We start from the raw sequence: 21,677 nt of genomic DNA, 5'->3' as shown, positions 1-21,677 counted from the left end.
CATGCATCACAGCCAGATCAACAGCGACGTCCGCAAGCTGATCGCCGACGGCACCGTGCTGCCGGCACATCCGCTCGCACTCACGGCCGAGCGCCAGCTCGATAAAAAGCATCAGCGTGCGCTGACGCGCTATTACATCGATTCCGGCGCGGGTGGGCTGGCGGTCGGCGTGCACACGACGCAGTTCGCGATCCGCGATGTCGGCCTCTATCGTCCCGTGCTCGAGCTCGCCGCCGAGACCGCCTCGAGCTGGACCAAGCGACCGCTGGCGATGGTCGCAGGCCTCGCCGGGCAGACCCCGCAGGCGACAAGCGAGGCGCGCACCGCGCGCGACATAGGCTATCATGCCGGACTGCTCAGCCTCGCCGCGATGAAGAGCGCCTCCGAGGACGAGATCATCACGCACTGCACGGCGGTCGCCGCCGAAATTCCCCTCGTCGGCTTCTACCTCCAGCCGGCCGTCGGCGGCGTCATCCTGTCGAGCCGGTTCTGGCAGCGCTTTGCATCGATCGACAATGTGATCGCGATCAAGATCGCGCCGTTTAACCGTTACCGCACGCTCGACGTCTTGCGCGGCGTTGCAGCCGCCGGCGCGCTCGACCGCGTCGCGATTTACACCGGCAATGACGATCACATCCTGCTCGACCTCACCTTGCCGTTCGATTTGCGCGACAACGGCGTCACCACGCGGACTTATTTCAAAGGCGGGCTGCTCGGCCACTGGTCGGTGTGGACCGCCAGCGCCATCAAGCAGTTCGAGCGCTGCAAGGCGGCGCGGCACAAGGACAGTGTGCCGGCCGATTTGCTGGCGCTCGATGCCCGCGTCACCGACTGCAACAGCGCCTTCTTCGACGTCGCCAACAATTTTCACGGCTGCATCGCCGGCTGCCACGAGGTGCTGCGGCGTCAAGGCCTGATGCAGGGCCTGTGGTGCCTCGATCCGAACGAGGGCCTGAGCCCCGGCCAGAAGGACGAGATCGACCGCGTCCGCCGCGAGCATGCCGATCTCAGCGACGACGCCTTCGTTGCCGCCAATCTGGACAAATGGCTGGCATGACGGCGGAGCCCTTCATCAGCCTGCGCGGCGTCCGCAAGGTTTATCGCAGCGGCGGCGCCGAATTTTTGGCCGTCTCCGACGTCACCATGGACGTGCAGGAAGGTGAGCTGGTCTCGCTGGTCGGTCCCTCCGGCTGCGGCAAGACCACGGTGATGAAGATATTGGCCGGCCTGCATGGCGCCGACGGCGGCACGGTGAAGATCGGCAACGCCAAAAGCCTGTTCGATCCGACCCGCGACATCGGCATGGTGTTCCAGCAGGCGTTGCTGCTGAAGTGGCGGACGATCCTGGACAACGTGCTGCTGCCGGCCGAGATCGTGGGCCTGCCGATGAAGGCCGCGCGCGAGCGGGCGCGCGATCTGCTCAACCTGGTCGGGCTAGCCGGCTACGAGACCAAGTTTCCGCAGCAGCTCTCCGGCGGCATGCAGCAGCGCACCGCGATCGCGCGCGCCTTCATTCACGATCCAAAACTGATCCTGATGGACGAGCCGTTCGGCGCGCTGGACGCCTTGACCCGCGAGCAGATGAACCTGGAGATGTTGCGGATCTGGCGCGAGAGCGGCAAGACCATCGTCTTCGTCACGCATTCGATCCAGGAAGCCGTCTTCCTGTCCTCGCACTGCGCCGTTCTGACGGCGGGACCGGCGAAGATGGCCGATTATTTCGCGATCGACCTGCCCTTCCCGCGTGCGCTTCCGCTCAAGACGACCGACGCGTTCGGCGCCTATGCACGGCGCATCTATGAGAAGCTGGGTTTGGGCGCGGCCTAGACACCGCGCCCGCCCGTCCCATGATCAGCCCTTGCGCATCTTGCTGAGCAGATAGTTGTCGTAGAAATTTTCCGCGATCTGCGTGTAGAAGAGCAGCTCCTTCATATACGCGTCGTGGCTCTCCTTGGTCCGCTTGAACAGATCGCTCTTGCCGGCAAGCTCGTTCAGATGGTCCTGGGTCGCGGTGTAGCAGGCCTCCAGAACCGGCTGCGGGAACGCCTTCAGCTCCGCGCCATTGGCGATCAGCCGCTTCAGAGCCGCCGGATTCACGCTGTCGTATTTCTCGAGCATCCAGGCGCCTGCCGCCGAGCCGGCCTGGTTGAGGATCGCCTGGTACTGCTTCGGCAGCGAAGCCCACTTCTCATCATTGACGATCATGTGCAGCATTGCGCCGCCTTCCCACCAGCCGGGGAAGTAGTAGTATTTTGCGACCTTCTGGAAGCCGAGCTTCTCGTCGTCATAGGGACCGACGAACTCCGCGGCGTCAATCGTCCCCTTCTCAAGCGCAGGATACACGTCGCCGCCTGCGATCTGCTGCGGCACCACGCCGAGCCGCGCCAGCACATGGCCGCCCATGCCGGCGATGCGGAATTTGAGACCCTTGAGATCGTCGACCGTCTTGATCTCCTTGCGGAACCAGCCGCCCATCTGGGTGCCGGAATTGCCGCAGAGAATGGCGTGGGCCTTGAACGGCTTCAGCGCCTCGTTGGTGAGCTCGGCGCCGCCGCCGAACGCCCACCAGGATTCCTGATGGCGATGGTTCATGCCGAACGGCGCGCCGGTCGCATAGGCCAGCGCCGGCTCCTTGCCGATGTAGAAATAGAGCGGCGTCTGCGCCATCTCGACGGAAGCGACGCTGACGGCATCGAGCGCCTGGAGACCCGGGACGAGCTCGCCGGCGGCAAAGGTCTGGATCTGGAATTTATTGTCGGTGGCCTCCGCCACGTACTTTGCGAAGGTCTGCGCGGTGCCATAGATGGTGTCGAGCGACTTCGGAAAGCTCGAGGTCAGGCGCCACTTGAGCTCGGGCATGCCTTGCGCGATCGCAGGTGCCGCAACCAGCGTCGTCGCGCCGGCCACCGCGCCGCCCTTGAGGAATGTACGGCGTTTCATGATGGGTTCTCCCCCGGAAAGTAAGCTTCAAACGTATTGGCTTGGGCCACGGCCTTCGCGGACCGTTTGCCTATTCCTATAGCGGAGTTCAAGCTGTGAGCGGCAGCCCGGATGGAGCGCAGCGCAATCCGGGAATCTTCCAGGATCTGCATGGCTGGCCCCGGATTACGCTGCGCTCCATCCAGGCTACAGCCACGCTTCTCAAAGCAGTCTCGCGCTGACGAACAGCGCGCGTACGGCGTTGGTCGCCTGCACCGCGAGCATGGCGTTGCCGGCGGCGCCCTCCAGCGCTTCGACGGCGTCCTCGTGCAGCGCGCGGAATTCCATCCACTCGACCGATTTGAAGTTGGTGAGGAACTGATAGGCTTGGCCGACGGTCGCAATCGCCAACGTATCACCGTTCAGCTTGATCTTGAACGTCGTGCGCAGCGGGGTGTCGGAGCTTGAAGGATCACTCATGGGCTGCTTCTGGACGAGGACGGCTTAACGAAGGGGAAACGGCAGCCCCGCCGTAGCAGGCAAATATCAGGAGTCGGTGCTCGCGCGCTGCGAGGCGGTCGCCGGCCCGCTCAGGTTCGGCACGACGACGAGGCGGTTGAACTCGCCATTGTCGTAGGCCTTCAGGAAACGTTCGTAGTCCTTGATCGAGACGCAGCCATTTGAGTCGCCGCGCGGCCCGAGCATGTAACTGTGGGTGAGAAGGCCGACGCGGCCGAGCGCGCTGGTGCCCTCGGCGGGTGTCATGCGCAATGCGCGTATGCCGTGGAACAGTTTTTCGCGCGGCTTCAAGTCGTAAGTCGCCGGCGGGGTCGCGCCGACCATGCGCTGATCGACATGCTCGGGGTTGTCCATCAGCGGACCCATGCCCGAATGGGCTTCCAGCGCGGCGCCACTCGGCAGGTAAAGCGCCTTGGCCGAGATGTCATAGACCGCCGTTCGCGAATCGTAGCCGAGGGCGGCAAGATCCGGCCCTTGGCGGAACAGGCCGCTGTCGGGTGTCAGCGAGGCCAGCTTGATCTTGTCACTGAATCTCTCGAGGAAGTTGCGGTTATCGACCCTCGGGTTGGTATCGGCAAAGGCCTGGCTGGAGGCGACCTGGGAGGCGAGATCGGCCTGGACCGGGCGCGAGCGCGGCATCGGGACGGCATCGGCCCGCTGCGAGGACCTCGTCTCGTCGGCTACCGGCGGCCGGTCATCATCCGTCAGGGTCGAACGCCAGTCGTCGCCCTGAAGTCTCTGGGCGAGCATCGCCTTGGCGTCGCGGAGCTTGAGCTGGACCGCGTTCAGGGCAGAGCGCTCGATCGCGCGCAAGCCGGTGTCGCGGGCCGGAGGGCTGCCCGACAGCGAAGTGAAACGTTCGTCGAACGACAGGTGATTGGCGGGCGGCAGCGCGGCGGAGACCAGCGGAGTCGAATCACTCATGTCCGCGACCCAGGCTGCCGCGCCCACCGACAGCGCAAGGGCGGCCAGAGACAGCAAAATTGTCTCGGCCCGCCCGATACGGCGGCGCGACAACAGCCTCTCGGCTCTTGCGGTGTCGGAAACCATCAGATCCCCAAATCGACCCCCGGGGGGCCCACCCCACCCGGAGACTCTGTACCAGCTACCACATTGGGAGCCAAAAGTTAGGCATAATCGCGGCCGGCGAGGTGCCCCAAGGTATCCAATGTCCGATCCTTTCGACCTAAACCGGTTCGTCCAGGCCCAGAATCCGGTCTATCCGACCGTGATCGGGGAGCTGTCCCGGGGCCGGAAGCAGAGCCACTGGATGTGGTTCGTCTTCCCGCAACTCGCTGGCCTCGGCTTCAGCGCCATGTCGCAGCGCTACGCCATCGGCTCGCGCGAGGAGGCCGATGCCTACCTCGCCCACCCTGTCCTGGGCGCCCGTCTCGTCGAATGCACCGGCCTCGTGCTCGCCGTGAAGGGACGGACCATCCACGCGATCCTCGGGGCGCCGGATGACGCCAAATTCCGCTCGTCGATGACGCTGTTCGACGCCGTGTCCGACCAGCCGATCTTCGGCCTGGCGATCGCCAGATATTTTTCGGGCGAGCGCGACGGCGCCACGCTGGAGATCCTGGCGAGGCTTGAACGGCCGGTATAACGCCCCGTGTTCAGCGGCCCTGGAAGACGGCGGCCCGCCGCTCGATGAAGGACTGAATGCCCTCCTTCGCGTCCGCGCTGCCGAGCACGCGATCACGGATATTGGGGATGTAGGCGATTGCCGCCGCCTCGCCGCCTTCGATGTACTTCGCGGCGGCTTCCTTGGTGACCTGAATTCCGAGCGGCGCGTTGCACGCGATGAGGGCGGCAAGCGTCATTGCACGGTCGATCTGCTCTCCGGGTGGCACGACCTCCTGAACGAGACCGATCGCATGGGCGCGCTGCGCCGAAAACTCGTCACACAGGAACAGGTGATACATCGCATCGCCCCAGCCGGCGCGCGACAGGAAGCGGAAATGCGCGCCGCCGAGCGGCGCGATGCCGCGTCTGGCCTCCATCTGGCAAAAGCGCGCATCCGCGGCCGCGACCACAATGTCGCCGGCGAGCATCAGCTCGATGCCAATGGTGAACACGATGCCCTGCACGGCGGTGACGATCGGCTTGCGGCAGCGCTTGCTAAGGCCGAACGGATCGACATTGCCGTCCTTGATTTTCCGCTTCTCTGCGGTCGGGCCGAAGAATTTCGGCATATCGAGCCCGGCGGTGAAGTCGCCGCCTTCGGCGCAGATCACGCCGACCCAATACGTCTCGTTGTCGTTCAGCTCGGTCAGCGCATTAGACAATTGCTCCATCATCGCCGGCGTGAACGAGTTCTTCTTCGTGACGTTGTCGATGATGATTTTGAGGATGTGGCCGTGCTCCTCGGTACGAATCTGTCCTTCGCTCATGCGTTTCTCTCCATGATGGTCGCCTGGTGTTGGCAGTGCGTCAGGCCGGCGGCTGAACCGCCGCGCGAATCGCGTTGCTCCGCTGCGGCGTGAACACGCCGGTTTCCAGAAGTTGGAGGATCGAGAGCACGCCGCCCTGCGACCCCCAGCTTCCCTCATCGATGATCTCGAAATTGATCCACCAGGTCGGCGCGGGCGCCGGCATTTCGCAGGCCTCCGCCAACCGCGCCAGCACGTTGCCTATCACCTCGGCCCGCACCTGCGCAGGCCACGCCGCATTCATCACCGCAATATTGATGGTCATGATGTCGGGCGGTGTGTCCTGGTCGGACAAAAGCCGACCGCCGATCGCCATGCAGTCGACCGGTAGGTCGTGGAAATGGACCTGAAAGCCCATTCGAGCCGCCGGCGCGTGCTGGCCGACTTCGGGCTCGAGCACGGCGTCGGTCAGAGTTTCCGCGAGGCGGCGGCGCTGCGCCAGGCTGAGCCGGCCCCCGGGCGCAGTCACGGTGATGATGGTCACGCTGCATCCCTCCCATGGGCTATGACACATGTCATATCCAGCCTCGCTTGCCTATGTCAAGCGTCATAGTATAAATGCGAAAGCAAATTCGCCCGAGAGCTCCATGACCGCCACCACACGCGACAAGATGATTGCCGGCGCCGCCGACCTGATGAGCCGGCGCGGTGTGAACGCCACAAGCATGCGCGACGTTGTCCGTCATACTGCGACCCCGCGCGGCTCGATCAGCCACCACTTCCCCGAGGGCAAACGGCAATTGATCGCCGAAGCCGTGGTGTTCGCCGGGCAGCAGGTGTCCGTCCCGCTTGAGAAGGCAGTGAATCAGCTCGGCGCCATCGCTGGACTGAAGGCGTTCGTTGCATCATGGCGACGGCAACTGGAATCGACCCGCTTCGAGGCGGGTTGCCCGGTGCTTGCCGTAGCCGTCGACCGCTATGTCGGCGAGCCCTCCGACAAGGATGACGAGACGGCGCAGCAGCATCTGCTCGACCTTGCCGACGGCGTCTTTGCCGACTGGCGGCAGATCATGCTCAGGGCGTTGTGCCGCGAAGGTCTGGCTCTGAAGCGGGCGGAGCGGCTCGCAACCCTCGTCGTCGCTTCGATCGAAGGTACGGTCGCGATGTGCCGTGCAAGCCGCAGCGCGCAGACGCTCGACCATGTTCAAGAGGAGCTGAAGATGATCCTGTCCGACGCCCTCGCTCGCACCACCGAATAGATCGGACACACACTTGTCACGACAGCGCGAACTCGCCCGGCATCTCGCCACACTGCGCCGCGAGGCCCGGCAGCAGAGCGGCCTCGACGAGGGACTGGTGCCGCCCGATGCCGATACGGCTTACCGCATCGCGGAGATGGTGGAAGAGGAATTGGGCTGGGAAGTCGTCGGCTGGAAAATTGCCGGCATGAAGCCCGAACTCCAGCGTCAGCTTCGCACGACCTCGCCGATCTACGGCCGGGTCTTCGCGCCCTTGATCCAGTCGTCGCCCGCAAGCGTCGAGCATGCCAGACAATGCAGCCCGATTCCCGAAGTCGAATACCAGGCGCGCCTCGGCGTCGACCTGCCGCCGCGCGCTAGACCATACTCCGCTGAAGAGGTCGACGAGGCCGTCGCCTCGCTGCATCCGGGCATCGAGCTCGCCGAGTGCCGCTTCGTTCACGATGCGGCGTTTCCGCCGATGCCGGCGATTCTGGCCGACGGCGCCGGATCAGGATCGATCGCGCTTGGCGAAGCCATCGCGGACTGGCGCAGCCGCGACATTGCCAATCAGGAGGTGGTTTTGAATTGCAACGGCGCGTTGAGGCGGCGCGGGACCGCGGCGGATGCGATCGATCATCCCCTTGTGCCGCTCACCTGGCTCGCCAACGAGCTGTCACGGACCGGCATCGGCCTCAAGGCGGGTCAGACCATCAGCACGGGCACGCTCACGGGCATGTTGCGGCCGAAAGCGGGCGAAACCTATGTCGCAGATTTCGGTCCCCTGGGAACAGTGAGCGCGACCTACGACTAACGCGGGGCCGGCGGCGCGGAGCGTAAACCCGGGGTTAACACGCGCAACCTATGGTCCTGCAAGATAATTCTCCCCCGCGCCAATTGCCGGACTGCCCATGAAAATCGGTACACTCCTGACCGCCGCCATCGTCTCGCTCTCGACCGTCGGCGGCGGCCTCGCCGTCTATGTCGCCGTGACGAAATACCAGACGATGGAGCGGATCACCGAAGCGCAGGGCCGGCTCGCGATCGTCCGCGCCGTCAGTGACATCCCGCGCTACCTCAACCCCGAGCGCGGCTTTGCCACCAACATCCTCTATGGCCCGGCGACCGTCGACCCGACGCTGCTCCCCGAACACGACAAGCTGCGCAAGCAAACCGACGGCGCGCGGGACAAGATGAACGCGCTACGCAAGGACCTGCCCGGCCCGTTCGATGACGGCAACACCATCGGCAGCAACATCGACGCGCTGAACACGAAGCTTGCGGCGCTGCGCGACGCGATCGACAAGGCGATCGCTGGACCGGCGGATGCGCGCAAGGACGCGGCCAGGAAGATCGTCGCCGACAACGCGGTGCTGAACGCCAGCGTAACCGCGCTGCTCAACGAGCAGGTGCGCCGCATGGCGATCCTCAACGGTGATGCCTACCGCCAGGCCAGCTACGCCAACATCACCATGACGCTGCGCGACATCGGCGGCCTCAACGCCAGCCTGCACAAGAACCTCGTCGGGGCCAGGAAGGTGGCGACCGAGGCCGAGAAGGCCGACATCGCCCGCTCGCAAGGGCGCAACGACCAGATCGCGATGTCGCTCCAGGAGCTGCGCGGCAATCCGGCGACGCCCGCCAATGTCGCTTCCGCGCTCGAGACGATGAACTCGGCCTATGTCGAAGGTTTTGGCCACGAGCTGAAACTCGTGAAGGACGGCGCGACCAGCGGCAAATACGAGCACGACGTCGAGACCTTCTACGCAGGATCGCAGCGCGGCCTGGGCTCGGTCATCGGCGTCCGCGACGCCTTCTACGACAATGCCGAGCAGATCCTTGCCGGTGCCTCTTCGGCCGCGCGCACGAGCTTCACGATCGCGCTCGCGGGCCTCGTTGCCGTGTTGATCGCGAGCATCGGCCTCGTCGTGACGGTGCGCCGCCGGGTCTGCGCACCCATCGTCGACCTGACCACACGGATGTCGCGGCTTGCAGAGGGTAACGTTGCCGAAGAGATCCCTGGCGCTGCGCGCTCCGACGAGATCGGTGCCATGGCCGCCGCCGTGCAGGTGTTCAAGGACAACATGATCCGGGCCGACCGGCTCGCAGCCGAGAAACAGGCCGAGAACGACGGCAAGATGCGCCGCGCGCAAGCGCTCGACGGCCTCACCAGCGCCTTCGAGGCCAAGGTCACCGAGCTCGTCGGCGGCCTGTCCCAGGCCTCCACCGCGATGGAGAGCACGGCGCAGTCGATGACCTCGACCGCGGCCCAGACCAACAGCCAGGCTGCGGTCGTCGCGGCCGCCTCCGAGCAGACCTCGACCAACGTGCAGACGGTCGCGAGCGCCACCGAAGAGCTGACCTCCTCGATCGCGGAGATCGGCCGCCAGGTCGCTCAGTCCACCGAGATCGCGGCCCGCGCCGTCGACAACGCCCGCCGCACCGGCGACACCGCGCGCGCACTCGCCGAGGGCGCCCAGAAGATCGGCGACGTCGTCACGCTGATCCAGAGCATCGCCGAGCAGACCAATTTGCTGGCGCTGAACGCGACCATCGAAGCCGCGCGCGCCGGCGAAGCCGGCCGCGGCTTTGCCGTGGTCGCTTCCGAAGTAAAGTCCCTGGCCGGCCAGACCGCCAAGGCGACCACCGAAATCTCCGAGCAGATCGCGGCGATCCAGAGTGCGAGCGACGAGACCGTGAGCGCGATCCGCAACGTCGCCGATGTCATCGCCGAAATCGACCAGATCGGCACCGCGATTGCGGCCGCGATCGAGGAACAGGGCTCGGCGACCAAGGAGATCTCCCGCAGCGTCCAGGAGGCCGCGCGCGGTACCCAGGAGGTCAATACCAACATCACCGGCGTGCAGCGCGCCGCTGACGACACGGGCGCGGCCGCCAGGGAGGTGCTGGGCGCAGCCGAGCAGCTCTCGACGCAGTCGCGCGATCTCGCCGGACAGTTCGACCGCTTCCTCAGCGAAGTCAGGGCCGCCTAGCTAGCGTGTACTCATAAATGCCGCTTTTCAGGCTTCTGGTGCGATGGCGTGAACGACTGCCGCAGCCAGGACGCGCTGGCCTAAGGCGACTCAGTTGGGCTTTCATTTGCGAAGTCGGCGGACATCGCGCGGCCGTAAGTCGATGCCATCCACTCGCAACTCAGGCCACGACCGCCTCCACGATGCTGGCTGCTGAACTGGTCGGCACGACCTGCGTTAGACGGAAACCCGCCTTGCTGAGAAGTGACGCGTATTCGGTTTCGGTACGCTCCTGTCCCCCCATTTGGACGAGCATCGTGATATCGAGTATTTTCCCCGGATGCGGCGTGTCGCCAAGCGGCAACCCATTTCAATAAGCAGCAGACGGCCGGCGGCATTCATCGCTTCGCGTATGTGATTGAGGATCGTAAGACACTGATCATTGTTCCAGTCGTGGATGATGTGCGAAAGTATGTAAGCATCCGCGCCGGTCGGGACACGCTGAAAGAAATCGCCGGGCTCGATCGTCACTCGCTCGCGAACGCTTTTGGCATCAAGCAAAGCCGGTACGTCCTGCAGGACATGCGGCCGGTCGAACAGGATGCCGCGCGGACCGCCATGTTGGGCAAGCACAGCCGCCAGCATGTTGCCAGTTGCCCCACCGACGTCGACAATGGTCTTGAAGGCTGAAAAATCGTAGGCCTCGGCGACAGCGGTAGGCTCCTGGCTATGCAAGCCGACCATCGTCTCGCTGAACAGCGAGGCGTCGTCGGTATGTTGCATGAGGTAGTCGAAGAATGCCACGCCCTGCGCTTTATCGAAGCCGGGTTTGCCGGTCTGTATGGAATAGACCACGTGATCCCAGCCACTCTGAGACGAAGGGCTGCCCGAAAATATCACCGCTGATCTTGCCGAACCGGTCGCGCCTGTCTTTAACGCCTCGCCCAAACCAGTCAGGGCAAAGCGCTGCTCCATTCGCTCGGTCAGAATGCCGAGGTTCGCCAGCGTACGCATCAGCCTGTGCAACGAAGGCGCATGGACCTGCATCGGGCCGGCCAGCTCCGCGGCACTCTTCGGTCCGGGGGCGAGTTGATCCGCCAGCCCCAGCTTGGCCGCTGCATAGACGATTCTTGAGACGATGTGGGCACGGCCCATCTGAATCAATTGAACGTGCGGCGGAAGGACGTCCAGCCGGCTATCTGTCATAATCAATTCCCCCAAAACCGCATTCCGCAATAACTGTACGATCTATTGAGAAGCTCGCTGCTCCTGTCCGGTGCATATCTATGTTCTTCGGTTCTTCGCCAACGCCGATCCGATCAGGACGAGCCTCAATCTTCCGATGAAAAGCCGGAAGCCTGAACAATCGGCCCCCAGCGGTTGAAATCCGATTTAATCAATTGTGCAAATTCCCCTGGTGTGAGCCCTGCCGGGTCAACCGAAAGCTTGGCCGAGTTTGCTTTAAACGCATCGGTTCTGACTACTGAGCGGATCGCCCGATTTAGGCGGTTAACCGTTTCGGCCGGCGTGATTGCCGGGACGAAAACGCCGAACCACTCAATGGCCTCAAGCATAGGATATCCGGCCTCGCGAACCGTCGGCACATCGGGAAGCAACGGAGACCGTTGGGGGCCGGTTGTTACTAACGCGCGAATGGCTCCGGACTGGACGTGCGGAAGTGCGGTGCCGGTCGGGTAGATTGTTGCGGCAATTCGACCGCCGATCAGGTCTTGGATGCCGTTTGGGCCGCCATATGGCAGATGCACGAATTCGAAACCGCCGGCTTTAGCTAGGGCTACGCCGGTAAAATGCAGCATTGATCCAGCCGCAGCCGTGCCATAGGTCGCAAGCTTTGGATTGGCCCTGCACCAGCTTACAAAATCGGTGAGTGTCTTCACGTCAGCCGGCACCATCGGTCCCACTGTGACCAGAAATGGGAAGTCGCAAACGGTTGTGACCGGAGCAAAGTCCTTGAACGCATCATAGCCAAGCTTCTTGTAGACGTGGGGAAACACGGCGAAGTTTGACGCTGGTGTCAGGATCATCGCCGTGCCATCTGCTGGGCCGACCTTCAGGGCTCCAAGCGCAACACGTCCGCCTGCTCCGGGGCGGTTGTCCACGATAAACGAAGGGAAGTCGTCTTTCATTCCATCGACCAGCATTCTTGCGATGACATCGATTGCGCCACCCGCGGTGAAGCCGACCAACATTCGCGTGGTGGCCTGGTTGGCTTGTTGAGCCCATGCCGCACCGGGAAAGACCGAAGCTAGGCCAACCGCGGACGTCACGAATTTTCGTCTGGTAATCATCGGATTCTCCAGCGCAGACGGTGCCCGCGCGCCCGATCGACTCTGGTCGGTTTGCCTCTTATCTGGTAGACCGAAAATCATGACATCCCTGTAACTCCAGGGTTAAGGGCTGGCTCATATGGATTCGTCGGATCGAATTGGCCGTCTCATCAAGTTACGCGATCTTCGCATCTTGATGGCGATCGCAGATGCCGGCAGCATGGCGAAGGCAGCCGCAAAATTGAGAATTTCCCATCCTGCGATCTCCAACACGATATCCGACTTGGAAGGTACGCTCGGCGTGCGACTACTGGACCGTGGCTCGCGGGGCGCGGTGCTGACCGCTTATGGAGAAGTTCTGCTCCGATGCGGAGTAAATATATTCGATGAAATGCAACAAGGTCGTCGCTCCCTGGAATATCTTTCTGACCCAAATTCGGGCGAAGTGAGGTTGGGATGCACCGACATCATCCTACACAGCTTGGTGCCGACGATCGTCCGGCGATTTTCCAGGGAGCATCCCGGTGTTCAGCTTGACGTGAAGCTCACTAACCCGGGTGAACATCAAATGCAGGAATTGCGCGAGCGCAGAATTGACCTGCTGATTACCAGAGCCCCGGCGCGGCAAGACGACTTCAATTCCGAGGTCCTGTTCGACGAGCCACTTGTGTTCGTTGTTGGGGCGCACAGTGATCTTGCGCGAAAGCGGCGAACAGCACTCAAGGATATCATGGAAGCTAATTGGGTCCTGCCGCCTTACGACAGTCCGCCGGGTGCACTCGTGGCCGCGGTATTTCGAGCCAACAACATTTCGCCACCGAAGCCGCTGATCAAAACGATCGCTGTTCAGCTCACGGTATCCTTGATTGCGAGCGGAGAATTCGTCGGAATTCTACCGACATCGGTTGCGGCACTGAGCGCTCATCAATCCGCTTTGAAGGTATTGCCGCTAAAGTCCTCAGGCCCCCTAATTTCGGCCGAGATCGTATTTTTGAGGAATCGGACGCTCAGTCCAGCAGTAGAATCATTTATTAAATGTACGCGGGAAGTCGCTAGATCTCTTGTGAATATATCCTAGTCGGTCGAATTGGCCGCTAATCACGCGTTTAAGTCCAGAGTCCGTTCTTGGGCCCTTAGCCGACTCGCTAGGGCGAACTGGCCTTGTCCGGCCTCAAAGACAGAACGGACACGGCCTACTCAACGGGCTGATCGGGTTTATGAGTACACGCCCGGAGCGGCTCAGTAAGGCGGCGCCTTGCGCGCCCGCTGCGCCTTGCCCGCCTCGATCCACCACATGAGGTCGTCGGCAAAACGGGGAAACGACCGCTCCAGCGCCTTGCCGCCCTCGCCGATCGGCTCGCCGTCTGCCGACAGCGTCTGCGCGATCGGCCCGACGCCGATGGTGCTCGACACCACCACCATGCCCATCTCCGAGAGCGTGCCGTGCCAGGCAGTCGCCGCGCGCGCGCCGGACAGGCGGCCGGCCGAATAGCTCGCGATCGCAGCCGGGCGCCAGAACCACTCTTCCAGGAAATGGTCGGTGAGATTCTTCAAGCCGGGCTGGATCCCCCAATTGTACTCGCCGGTGACGAAGACGAAGCCGTCCGCGCCGCGGATCTGCCCGGCCAGCTTCTCCAGCGCCTCGGGCGCCGAGCCCTTTGGATATTCCTTGTACATGCGGTCGAGCATCGGCAGGCCGATCGCCTTGGCGTCGATGAATTCGACCTCCTCGCCGCGGGAGCGCAAGCGATCGATGACGAAATTAGCGAGGCGGATGCCCATGCGGTCGGAGCGATAGGATCCGTAGAGGACGAGAATGCGGTTGCTCATGGCCGGCAGGCTAGCACGAAACGCCGGAACGGACCCAATCCATTTGTCGCGCTACGCCCTTCGCCCACGCACCAGCGTTTGCGACGGCGTCTCGCCGAACTGGTCGCGATAGCTTCTGGAGAAGTCGCTGAGATGCCAGAAGCCGAACGCCAGCGCCACGGCCTTGACGCTGTCGGCTCCCGCGAGCAGCCGCCTGCGCACCAGCCACAGCCGGCGCAAGCGCAAATAGCGGTGCAAGCTCATGCCGCGATAACGGCGGACGACGTCATGCATGGTGCGGACGGAAATGCCGAGCTTGCGCGCAATCTCCTCGCTGTAGATGGGCTGTGAAAGATCGTCGGACAACAGCGCGCGGATATCCTGAAATGTCTTGAACTGCCGCTCGTCGTTCGGCCGCACTGTCCATCGTGCGGGAACGACGTTGGCGAACGCGGCATCGACTGCGCCGATCAGCGACTCCTTCATCGCGGCAGCCTTCAGCGGCACTTCGGCCGGATCGACGGGCTCGGACGCGGCGGCCATCACCTCCCTGACCACCTTCCGCAACCAATGCAGAGCCGATGTGCTCGTCTCGAAAATCTTGAAATTGGAGTTCGTCTCGGGCCAGCCGCGGTCCTTCACCTCCGGACGGAAGATGACCGAGGCGATTTGCCGCTGCACCTCCTCGATGGTGTTGTAGGCCGCGCCGCTGCTGCCGATGACGATGACCGAGCAGTCACGTTGTGCGCCGTTGAAGCGAATGGGAACTTCGAGGTCGTCCATTGCAAATCCGACCGCCGTGCAATCCGCGACGAGCTCGGCGTCTACCACACGCGGAAACGCACGCGTGACGTTCACGTCGCAGCCGGGCAAACGCAAAATGACCTGCTCAGTCGCAATCCTTCGCACGAGCGGTGTGAACTCGAAGTTCAAACCGCGGATCGCGTTGCGAAACTCATCGACGTCTGCAAAACGAAATATCTTTGGCGCCAACCCGGGCGCATCATCAATGCTGGTCATGATAAATGAAAGCAGCGTCGCGAAACGACGCGCATCCGGCGACAGTACCGGTCTGATTCCCCCCTTTCGGTTGCCCCGTTAGACCGAAAGAATCATCCTATCCTCTCTCGATCAGTTGGCGAAGGTGCAATTCAAAGGACAAGCTGACGGTTCGCATTCTGCCAAATTTCGATAGCGTTTCAAGTGAAGTGGACGGTGCGCCGATACCCGAAGGATCGAATGTTAAATTCCAAATTAAGAAGTGTGGAGCGCAATGAAGCCCGTTGGATAGTCGAAGTTATTTGAATTCAGGCTCCTGCCATGATGGCAAATTCGCCTGCTGATATTCTTGTTGAATTGGAAGAAGCGGTCGCAGCGAGCCCGCCGGAGCGCTGCGCGCGTATCCTCTGCGGCATTGTGCACCTGCTCGCTACCAGCCGCGACAGGCCTCAGGAAATGCTCGTCAACGTCGTCGACGGCGTCCTGCTGCGCCTGACGGAGCGGGTCACTCCCAGCGCGCTGGTTCAGCTCAGCAAGGCACTTGCCGAATTCGATGTTGCGCCGCAGGACACATTGCGGCACCTGGCTTCGCACGACGATCCGGAGGTAGCCTGCCCGGTCCTGCTCAAATCGCGGGCATTGTCCGCGACCGATCTCAAGGCGGTCGCGGCGTCGTGCGGCGAACGACATCAACTCGCGATCTCCGCCCGCGACACGATCGAGCCGGTCGTGACCGAGGCGCTGATCGAGCGCGGCACCGCTGCGCTCTGCCTCGCGCTGATCAAGAATACGGGGACCGGGTTCTCCGACGCGGCCTATGCCGCGCTGATCGCCAGGGCCGAACAGGATGGCGAGATCACGAAGGCTCTGGCCCTCCGGCCGGGCACGCCTGACCTGGTCGTGCGGAAGTTGCTCTCCATCTCACCCACCCCAAAAACGCCGGCCAAGCCCAACGTCTCCTCCGTGCCACCCAGGCAAACCGCGGCTCCGAATCCGGCGCCCGCGCCGGTTTCGCCCAAGCGGCCTTGTTCGACCGACTATGCGAGCGCAAGGCCAGAGATCATCGCGCTCAATCGTGTGGGCAAGCTCAACGACTCGACGGTGAACCGCTTCGCGATCCGCGGCGAGACCGCCAACCTGTTCACCGCACTCTCGGTGCTTTCGGCCGCCCCGATCGAGATCGTCGAGCACGTGATGACCGATGGCAACTGCGAGGGCCTGGTCATGGCCTGCCGCGCTTCGCGCCTGAACTGGCAGACCACGCTCGCGATCCTCAGCAATCGAAGCGGCGCTCGCCTCTCCTTCGCGGAGCGCAAGCGGGCGCAGCAAATCTTCGAAACGCTTCTCTTGTCGACCAGCCAGTGGACGGTGCGCTGGGGGGAAATAGCAGCAAGTGCCAACACAAGCGATCAGGGAAATCGCGGCACAAAAATGGGGGTTAACCGATGAAGTTCGACGGTCGCAAGGCGCTTCGCGTGCGAATGGACCACAAGCAAGCTGTAAAACTGATGGGCTCGGACGGCACCTGGCGACGCAGTTGCGTTCTGCTCGACGTGTCGCAGAGCGGCGCCAAGCTCGAGGTCGAGGGCACGCTCGACGTGCTCCAGGCCAAGGAATTCTTCATGCTGCTGTCGTCGACGGGGCTCGCCTTCCGGCGCTGCGAACTGGTCTGGATCGACGGCACCATGGCCGGCGTGCACTTCATCACTGCAGACAGCAAGAAGAAACCGCCGAGCGCCCGGGCAGCCGCCGCGCAGAACTCCACCCAGAGAAAATAGCCTCCAGAATTCATCAAGCTCGTTCAACTCCGGTATAGTCCAGGCCCACCGTGCAGAATGCGCGAACCATATCCCGCCCGGTCAAAGGCGACGGCAGCATCCGAGAGACGGAAGCGCCACGCCCGTTCGTGCATGTGCTGGCCGATTCCTCCGACAAATTGTCGGGCGTCTGCTCGATCCTCGAACAACAGTTTACCGTCGCGGGCGAACGGCTCGATGTGGAAGCCAAGCTGTCGCAAGTGCCATTCGCCATCGTCATCCGCGCGGAACTGCGTGACGTCGGCAACGTCGCGGCGATCAAGAAGCGGGCCGCCAAGCTGGCGAAAGCCACGAAGCGCATCTTCCTCGTCGAGCACTCATCTCACGTGAGTATCTCGCAGGCCTACGCGCTCGGCGCCACGCTCGTGCTTCCCGGGACGATCAACAAGATCAAGCTGCTGGCAGCGCTGGCTGACCCGGCCTCCGCTGCCTCAAGTGACACACCGCAACCGGGTAATGCCGTCGAAACCGCGGCGACCGCCATCGCCTCGATGTTCACCGCCGTCACGCTCGACGAGCCCCTCGACGTCGACGGCACGAAAGAAGCCGGCCGCAAGGTCGCCGATCGTATCACCGAGCACGGCCTGTCCGAATGGCTCACCACGGTGCGGCGTCACCACGAGGGAACCTACCAGCATTGCCTGCTCGTGACCGGCGTGGCGATCGACTTCGGACTAAGCCTCGGCGTCGGGCGAACCGATCTCGAGCGGCTGTACTCAGCCGCCATGTTCCACGACATCGGCAAGGCGCAGATCCCGCTTGCGATCCTGGACAAGCCCGGCCGCCTCGACGCCGACGAACGCGCCATGATCGAGACGCATCCGGCGGCGGGTTATGAGTTTCTGAAGGATCACGAAAACATCTCGCCCGAGATTCTCGACGCCGTGCGGCATCACCACGAATATCTCGACGGGAGCGGATATCCGGACGCGCTCAGCGGCGAGAGCATCAACGACGTCGTGCGCATTCTCACGATCTCGGACATCTTCGCCGCACTGATCGAGCACCGGCCCTACAAGCCGACGATGCCGCGCACGGAGGCCTACAACATTCTCCGCGGGATGACCGGAAAGCTGGAGAAGGCGCTCGTGATCTCGTTCAAGCAGGTCGCGCTCACGCGGTGAGCGCGCGGGTGCGACGATCCCGCAACGAGGACCTCGTCACGAACGGGCTTAGTGCGTGGCCCGGTATTTGACGTTGCGCGGGATGGACCGGCAGGCCAGTCCTTCCGCAAGCAGCTTCATGTCCTTGCGTCGACCGCTACGGATCAGCCTGCCGAACTCTTCAGGTGTGAAAGGAAGACTTGGATCATCATCGATCGGGCGCCGCACTCGCGGACCGAAGAACTGTCGAATCAGGCTAGCCAGCCGCCGCATGTCAATTCCCTCGCGCCAGCATCAAACCTTTTACGTCTGATATTGTTCCTCCCGCTCCATCGAGATTGCAAGAGCCGGCGAGGAGTCAGCACCAAAAATTTCCATGAAATTTCCATGGGAGAATAATCTCCTCCGCCGCGTCGACGTGTCGTTTCAGTCAGCGAATCCGACGAACCGCACGAACCCCTCGTTGTCCTCACGATCCGAGCGAACGGCATTTGCGGCAAATGTCTCGTCGGGATAGCCCATCGCAACGCAGGTCATGATGGCTTCGTCTTCCGGGATCTTCGCGACCTCGCGCACGATGTCGGATCGCATGATGCCCTGCCCGTTGATCACGCTGCCTAGTCCGCGATCCCAGGCCGCGAGCACGATGCCGTAGCAGAGCGCGCCGAGATCGAAATGGCAGACCGCGCCGGGGTCGAGCACGCGGTCATAGCTGAGCACGAGCGAGACCGGCGCGTCGAACTGGCGGAAGCCGCGCAGCACCCAATCCTGCCGCATCGGCTTGTCGTCGCGTGCGATCCCCATCGCCCCGAACAGTTTCTTGGCAACGTCGACCTGCCGGGTGCGGTGAACGCCCTGGTACTCGCCATGGCTGATGATGTCGCGCTTGACCTTGGCGCCGGCAACCATCTCCTCCATGTTGCGGCGGCGCACCTCTTCCAGCGGCGCGCCCGTGAGCACGTGGACATGCCAGGGCTGGGTGTTCATCGACGACGGCGCGCGCTTGGCACTGTCGATGATCGCCTCGATCACCGTTCGCGGCACCGGCTCGTGCTTGAAACCACGCACGCTGCGGCGTGACTGGACCAGCGTTTCGAAATCCACCTCTTTACCTCCCTGGCGCATACCCGTCCGGCGGTTGCCGATGCGGCGCGCAAAATCTATGCTAACGCGCAAGCAAGACCAAGAACCGCGCGAGGACCCGCCATGGCTGCACCGCTCGATCCCGTCATCGCCCAGATCATCCCGCTGCTGCCAATGCGCGATCCCACGGTCATGACGCCACAGAGTGCCCGCGAATCCTTGCGCGCACTCGCTGCCTCACGCGCCGCCATACCGCCGCCGCCCGTCGATATTGTGCAGGACATCAAGGTCAAAGGCGGCGCCGGCCCGCTCGATGCGCGGATCTACAGGATCGGCACCGGTCCGGCGCCGACCGTGGTGTTCTTCCATGGCGGCGGCTGGGTCGCGGGCGATCTCGAGACCCACGACCGGCAGGCACGATGGCTTGCCATCGAGACCGGCGCAGTGGTGGTGTCCGTCGACTATCGGCGACCGCCGGAGACGCGCTTTCCCGGCGCGTTCGAGGACGCTTTTGCAGCAGCGAGCGACGTCTTCAACCGCGTCGCGGAATTTGGCGGCGATGCAAAGCGGCTCGGCATTGCCGGTGACAGCGCCGGCGGCAATCTCGCGGCGGCAACCGCGATCGCCTGCCGCGACACGGGCATCAAGCTCGCCGCACAATTGCTGGTCTATCCCGTGACCGACGTATTGGGCAGCTACGCGGATGCGCGCGAGAATGCGCGCTATCCCTCACGCGCGGAGAACGCGGAGGGCTATTTCCTGTCGCGCGCGGTGATGGAATGGTTCACCGGCCACTATCTCGCGGATCCCGCCCACGCCACCGACTGGCGGGTTTCGCCGCTGCGCGCGGTATCGCTCGCCGGCGTCGCGCCCGCGATCGTGACGACAGCCTGGTTCGATCCGCTGCGCGACGAAGGCGCCGCCTACGCGCGAGCGCTGGAGGCGGCTGGCGTGCGGGTCAAGCACCACGAAGGCGCCAGCCTGATCCACGGCTATTTCGGCCTCGGCGAGGCCTCGGACGTCGCCAGGGCCGAGGCACAGCGCGCGCGAGCCGACTTCAAGGCGCTGCTCGCACGAGGGGTCTGAGGCAATGGCGAACAAAAATCCGCGATGCCGGCCGGGACCGGCGCCGATCCGGCTTGATTGCGCCGCGATTCGCGGCTCCAATCCGCAAGCCATTTCTGGTTTAGGGAGACACCATGATGAAGCGGATTTTTCTCGCTGCGATCGTCGCCACCTTCGCGGTCGGCTCGGCCTTCGCGGACGACACCTGCGCAAGCAAGGCGGTTGGCAAGGACGGCAAGGCGCTCGCCGGCGCAGCCAAGACCTCGTTCATGAAGAAGTGCAAGGAAGACGCCTGTACGCCGAAGGCGGTCAGCGCGGACGGCAAGCCGCTCGCGGGTGCCGCCAAGAACAGCTTCATGAAGAAATGCGAGACCGGCGCGTAACGCGCTGTGATGTCGCTCCGGCGCAAGTGCGCCCCCCTCGCCCCGCTCTTCGCGGGGAGAGGGTTGGGGTGAGGGGCTGCTTCCGCAGTCATGGTGAGAATCGGACTCGCGGAGAGTCCCCCTCACCCGAATTCGCGCTTCGCGCAAATTCGACCTCTCCCCGCAAGCGGGGCGAGGTGAAATCACAGCTTCAATCCCGCTGGAAGCGGTAGTCGAACGCGCCGCCGAGCGGCTTGATCAATCCCACCGTCGGCGTCGGAAAATGGATCGGCAGGATCAGCGTGTCGGTGTCAGCGACTGAGGCGAAGAATTTTCGCCGCGAGACCGCCGACTGCTTCGGATCCCAATCCGGTTTCGCCGACCAGTCCGGCTCGCGGCACTGGATCTGGTGGTGCATCAGGTCGCCGGCGACCACCGCGCGCTGGCCCTTCGAAAAGATGTTCACGCAGCAATGGCAGGGCGAATGCCCGGGCGTCGGCGTCAGCGTGACGGTATCGTCGAGCGCGTAATCGTCATCCACCAAGAGCGCCTGTCCGGCCTCGACGATCGGCAGGCAATTGTCGCGAAAGACGGTGCCGGGCGGGTTGTTGCCCTTGGCGTGCTCGGCCTCCCAGGCCGCGTACTCCCCCTTGTGAAAAACATATTTGGCATTGGGGAAGGTCGGCACCCAACGCCCGTCGCGCAACGTCGTGTTCCAGCCGGTATGATCGATGTGCAGATGGGTGCAGAAGACGTAGTCGATCTGCTCGAAGCCGATCCCGAGCGCGTACAGCTCGTTGCGCCAACGCTCCTTGCCGGAAAAGTCGAACGGCGGTGGATGACCCTTGTCCTCGCCGGTGCAGGTGTCGACCAGGATGGTGTAGCGCGGCGTGCGCACCACAAACGTCTGGTAGGTGATGACCATCATGCCGCGGGAGGCGTCGAAAACCTCAGGCTCCATCGTGGGCAGATGGCGCTTGAACACGCTCTCGTCATAGGCCGGGAAGAAATCCTGCGGCCGCCGCCAGGGCCCTTCCCGCTCGATCACCGCATCAATGGTGATATCGCCAATCCTGAGCTGTTTCATCGTCGGTTCACTCCCTTTTTTTGGGGGAGCGTAGCGAGAGCATC

At 63.3% G+C, this 21,677-nt stretch carries 23 protein-coding genes; 12 read left to right on the top strand and 11 right to left on the bottom strand.

Annotated features, from left to right (window positions below; translation table 11 throughout):
* Position 1 precedes the first annotated feature (1 nt).
* Positions 2–1,057, top strand: a complete 1,056-nt coding sequence (locus IVB18_RS23450; RefSeq protein ID WP_247991291.1) for a dihydrodipicolinate synthase family protein — start codon at positions 2–4, stop codon at positions 1,055–1,057.
* Positions 1,045–1,827 (top strand): ABC transporter ATP-binding protein, encoded by a 783-nt coding sequence (locus IVB18_RS23445; protein WP_247991290.1) that lies wholly within the window; start codon positions 1,045–1,047, stop codon positions 1,825–1,827. Before IVB18_RS23450 ends, IVB18_RS23445 begins: the two co-directional genes overlap by 13 nt.
* Positions 1,828–1,851: 24 nt before the next feature.
* On the opposite strand, the gene IVB18_RS23440 is transcribed toward IVB18_RS23445, so the two are convergent.
* The 3 genes from IVB18_RS23440 to IVB18_RS23430 all read right to left on the bottom strand — a co-directional run bounded on the left by IVB18_RS23440 (position 1,852) and on the right by IVB18_RS23430 (position 4,488).
* Positions 1,852–2,940: a substrate-binding domain-containing protein gene (locus IVB18_RS23440; RefSeq protein WP_247991289.1), complete on the bottom strand. Its 1,089-nt coding sequence runs from the start codon at positions 2,938–2,940 to the stop codon at positions 1,852–1,854.
* Between the two features lie 201 nt (positions 2,941–3,141).
* Positions 3,142–3,399: a hypothetical protein gene (locus IVB18_RS23435; protein WP_247991288.1), complete on the bottom strand. Its 258-nt coding sequence runs from the start codon at positions 3,397–3,399 to the stop codon at positions 3,142–3,144.
* A gap of 66 nt (positions 3,400–3,465) precedes the next feature.
* Complete coding sequence (locus tag IVB18_RS23430) at positions 3,466–4,488, bottom strand: DUF2778 domain-containing protein (protein WP_247991287.1); 1,023 nt, start codon at positions 4,486–4,488, stop codon at positions 3,466–3,468.
* Positions 4,489–4,606: 118 nt separating this feature from the next.
* Between IVB18_RS23430 and IVB18_RS23425 the strand changes: the two genes are divergently transcribed.
* Positions 4,607–5,044, top strand: a complete 438-nt coding sequence (locus tag IVB18_RS23425; protein ID WP_247991286.1) for a DUF1810 domain-containing protein — start codon at positions 4,607–4,609, stop codon at positions 5,042–5,044.
* Between the two features lie 10 nt (positions 5,045–5,054).
* Here the strand turns inward: IVB18_RS23425 and IVB18_RS23420 are convergent, their stop codons facing one another.
* Together IVB18_RS23420 and IVB18_RS23415 are read right to left on the bottom strand one after the other, a co-directional pair.
* Entirely contained in the window at positions 5,055–5,831 is a 777-nt protein-coding gene (locus IVB18_RS23420) for a crotonase/enoyl-CoA hydratase family protein (protein WP_247991285.1), read from the bottom strand.
* Positions 5,832–5,871: 40 nt separating this feature from the next.
* Complete coding sequence (locus tag IVB18_RS23415) at positions 5,872–6,354, bottom strand: tautomerase enzyme (RefSeq protein WP_247991284.1); 483 nt, start codon at positions 6,352–6,354, stop codon at positions 5,872–5,874.
* A 103-nt stretch (positions 6,355–6,457) separates the two neighbouring features.
* Here IVB18_RS23415 and IVB18_RS23410 point away from each other — a divergent pair, with 103 nt between their 5' ends.
* The 3 genes from IVB18_RS23410 to IVB18_RS23400 all read left to right on the top strand — a co-directional run bounded on the left by IVB18_RS23410 (position 6,458) and on the right by IVB18_RS23400 (position 10,041).
* Positions 6,458–7,069 carry a helix-turn-helix domain-containing protein gene (locus IVB18_RS23410; RefSeq protein WP_247991283.1) on the top strand — a complete coding sequence of 204 codons (612 nt, stop codon included), beginning with the start codon at positions 6,458–6,460 and terminating at the stop codon, positions 7,067–7,069.
* A 13-nt stretch (positions 7,070–7,082) separates the two neighbouring features.
* Positions 7,083–7,862 carry a fumarylacetoacetate hydrolase family protein gene (locus tag IVB18_RS23405; RefSeq protein WP_247991282.1) on the top strand — a complete coding sequence of 260 codons (780 nt, stop codon included), beginning with the start codon at positions 7,083–7,085 and terminating at the stop codon, positions 7,860–7,862.
* Between the two features lie 97 nt (positions 7,863–7,959).
* The gene (locus tag IVB18_RS23400; RefSeq protein WP_247991281.1) at positions 7,960–10,041 is read left to right on the top strand and encodes a HAMP domain-containing methyl-accepting chemotaxis protein; all 2,082 of its coding nucleotides are present in this window, start codon (positions 7,960–7,962) and stop codon (positions 10,039–10,041) included.
* 216 nt (positions 10,042–10,257) lie between these two features.
* Here IVB18_RS23400 and IVB18_RS23395 read toward each other — a convergent pair whose 3' ends face one another.
* Positions 10,258–11,226 (bottom strand): acetylserotonin O-methyltransferase, encoded by a 969-nt coding sequence (locus IVB18_RS23395; RefSeq protein ID WP_247991280.1) that lies wholly within the window; start codon positions 11,224–11,226, stop codon positions 10,258–10,260.
* Between the two features lie 125 nt (positions 11,227–11,351).
* On the bottom strand, positions 11,352–12,329 hold the full coding sequence (locus tag IVB18_RS23390) for a tripartite tricarboxylate transporter substrate-binding protein (protein WP_247991279.1): 978 nt from the start codon (positions 12,327–12,329) through the stop codon (positions 11,352–11,354).
* A gap of 118 nt (positions 12,330–12,447) precedes the next feature.
* Here IVB18_RS23390 and IVB18_RS23385 point away from each other — a divergent pair, with 118 nt between their 5' ends.
* A complete protein-coding gene (locus IVB18_RS23385; RefSeq protein ID WP_247991278.1) occupies positions 12,448–13,386 on the top strand; it encodes a LysR family transcriptional regulator in 939 nt (312 codons plus the stop codon).
* 161 nt (positions 13,387–13,547) lie between these two features.
* Here the strand turns inward: IVB18_RS23385 and IVB18_RS23380 are convergent, their stop codons facing one another.
* Entirely contained in the window at positions 13,548–14,138 is a 591-nt protein-coding gene (locus IVB18_RS23380) for an NADPH-dependent FMN reductase (protein WP_247991277.1), read from the bottom strand.
* Between the two features lie 51 nt (positions 14,139–14,189).
* Positions 14,190–15,137, bottom strand: a complete 948-nt coding sequence (locus IVB18_RS23375) for an AraC family transcriptional regulator (RefSeq protein ID WP_247991276.1) — start codon at positions 15,135–15,137, stop codon at positions 14,190–14,192.
* A 300-nt stretch (positions 15,138–15,437) separates the two neighbouring features.
* Here IVB18_RS23375 and IVB18_RS23370 point away from each other — a divergent pair, with 300 nt between their 5' ends.
* Genes IVB18_RS23370 through IVB18_RS23360 form a run of 3 tightly spaced genes read left to right on the top strand, consistent with a single transcriptional unit; the run spans position 15,438 to position 18,057 of the window.
* Positions 15,438–16,565 carry a DUF2336 domain-containing protein gene (locus tag IVB18_RS23370; protein WP_247991275.1) on the top strand — a complete coding sequence of 376 codons (1,128 nt, stop codon included), beginning with the start codon at positions 15,438–15,440 and terminating at the stop codon, positions 16,563–16,565.
* The gene (locus IVB18_RS23365) at positions 16,562–16,894 is read left to right on the top strand and encodes a PilZ domain-containing protein (RefSeq protein WP_247991274.1); all 333 of its coding nucleotides are present in this window, start codon (positions 16,562–16,564) and stop codon (positions 16,892–16,894) included. The genes IVB18_RS23370 and IVB18_RS23365 overlap by 4 nt, the downstream gene beginning before the upstream one ends.
* A 50-nt stretch (positions 16,895–16,944) precedes the next feature.
* Positions 16,945–18,057 (top strand): HD domain-containing phosphohydrolase, encoded by a 1,113-nt coding sequence (locus IVB18_RS23360; RefSeq protein WP_247991273.1) that lies wholly within the window; start codon positions 16,945–16,947, stop codon positions 18,055–18,057.
* A gap of 405 nt (positions 18,058–18,462) precedes the next feature.
* Here the strand turns inward: IVB18_RS23360 and IVB18_RS23355 are convergent, their stop codons facing one another.
* Complete coding sequence (locus tag IVB18_RS23355; protein ID WP_247991272.1) at positions 18,463–19,140, bottom strand: nitroreductase; 678 nt, start codon at positions 19,138–19,140, stop codon at positions 18,463–18,465.
* A 102-nt stretch (positions 19,141–19,242) separates the two neighbouring features.
* On the opposite strand from IVB18_RS23355, the gene IVB18_RS23350 reads away from it, so the two are divergent.
* Positions 19,243–20,205, top strand: a complete 963-nt coding sequence (locus IVB18_RS23350) for an alpha/beta hydrolase (RefSeq protein ID WP_247991271.1) — start codon at positions 19,243–19,245, stop codon at positions 20,203–20,205.
* A 113-nt stretch (positions 20,206–20,318) separates the two neighbouring features.
* Positions 20,319–20,567, top strand: a complete 249-nt coding sequence (locus IVB18_RS23345) for a hypothetical protein (RefSeq protein WP_247991270.1) — start codon at positions 20,319–20,321, stop codon at positions 20,565–20,567.
* A 190-nt stretch (positions 20,568–20,757) separates the two neighbouring features.
* On the opposite strand, the gene IVB18_RS23340 is transcribed toward IVB18_RS23345, so the two are convergent.
* Positions 20,758–21,633: an MBL fold metallo-hydrolase gene (locus tag IVB18_RS23340; protein ID WP_247991269.1), complete on the bottom strand. Its 876-nt coding sequence runs from the start codon at positions 21,631–21,633 to the stop codon at positions 20,758–20,760.
* Positions 21,634–21,677 lie beyond the last annotated feature (44 nt).

It is taken from the genome of Bradyrhizobium sp. 186, from assembly GCF_023101685.1.
GTDB lineage: Bacteria > Pseudomonadota > Alphaproteobacteria > Rhizobiales > Xanthobacteraceae > Bradyrhizobium.
Note: the sequence above shows the minus strand (reverse complement) of the source record. Positions and strands in the feature narration are given on the sequence as shown.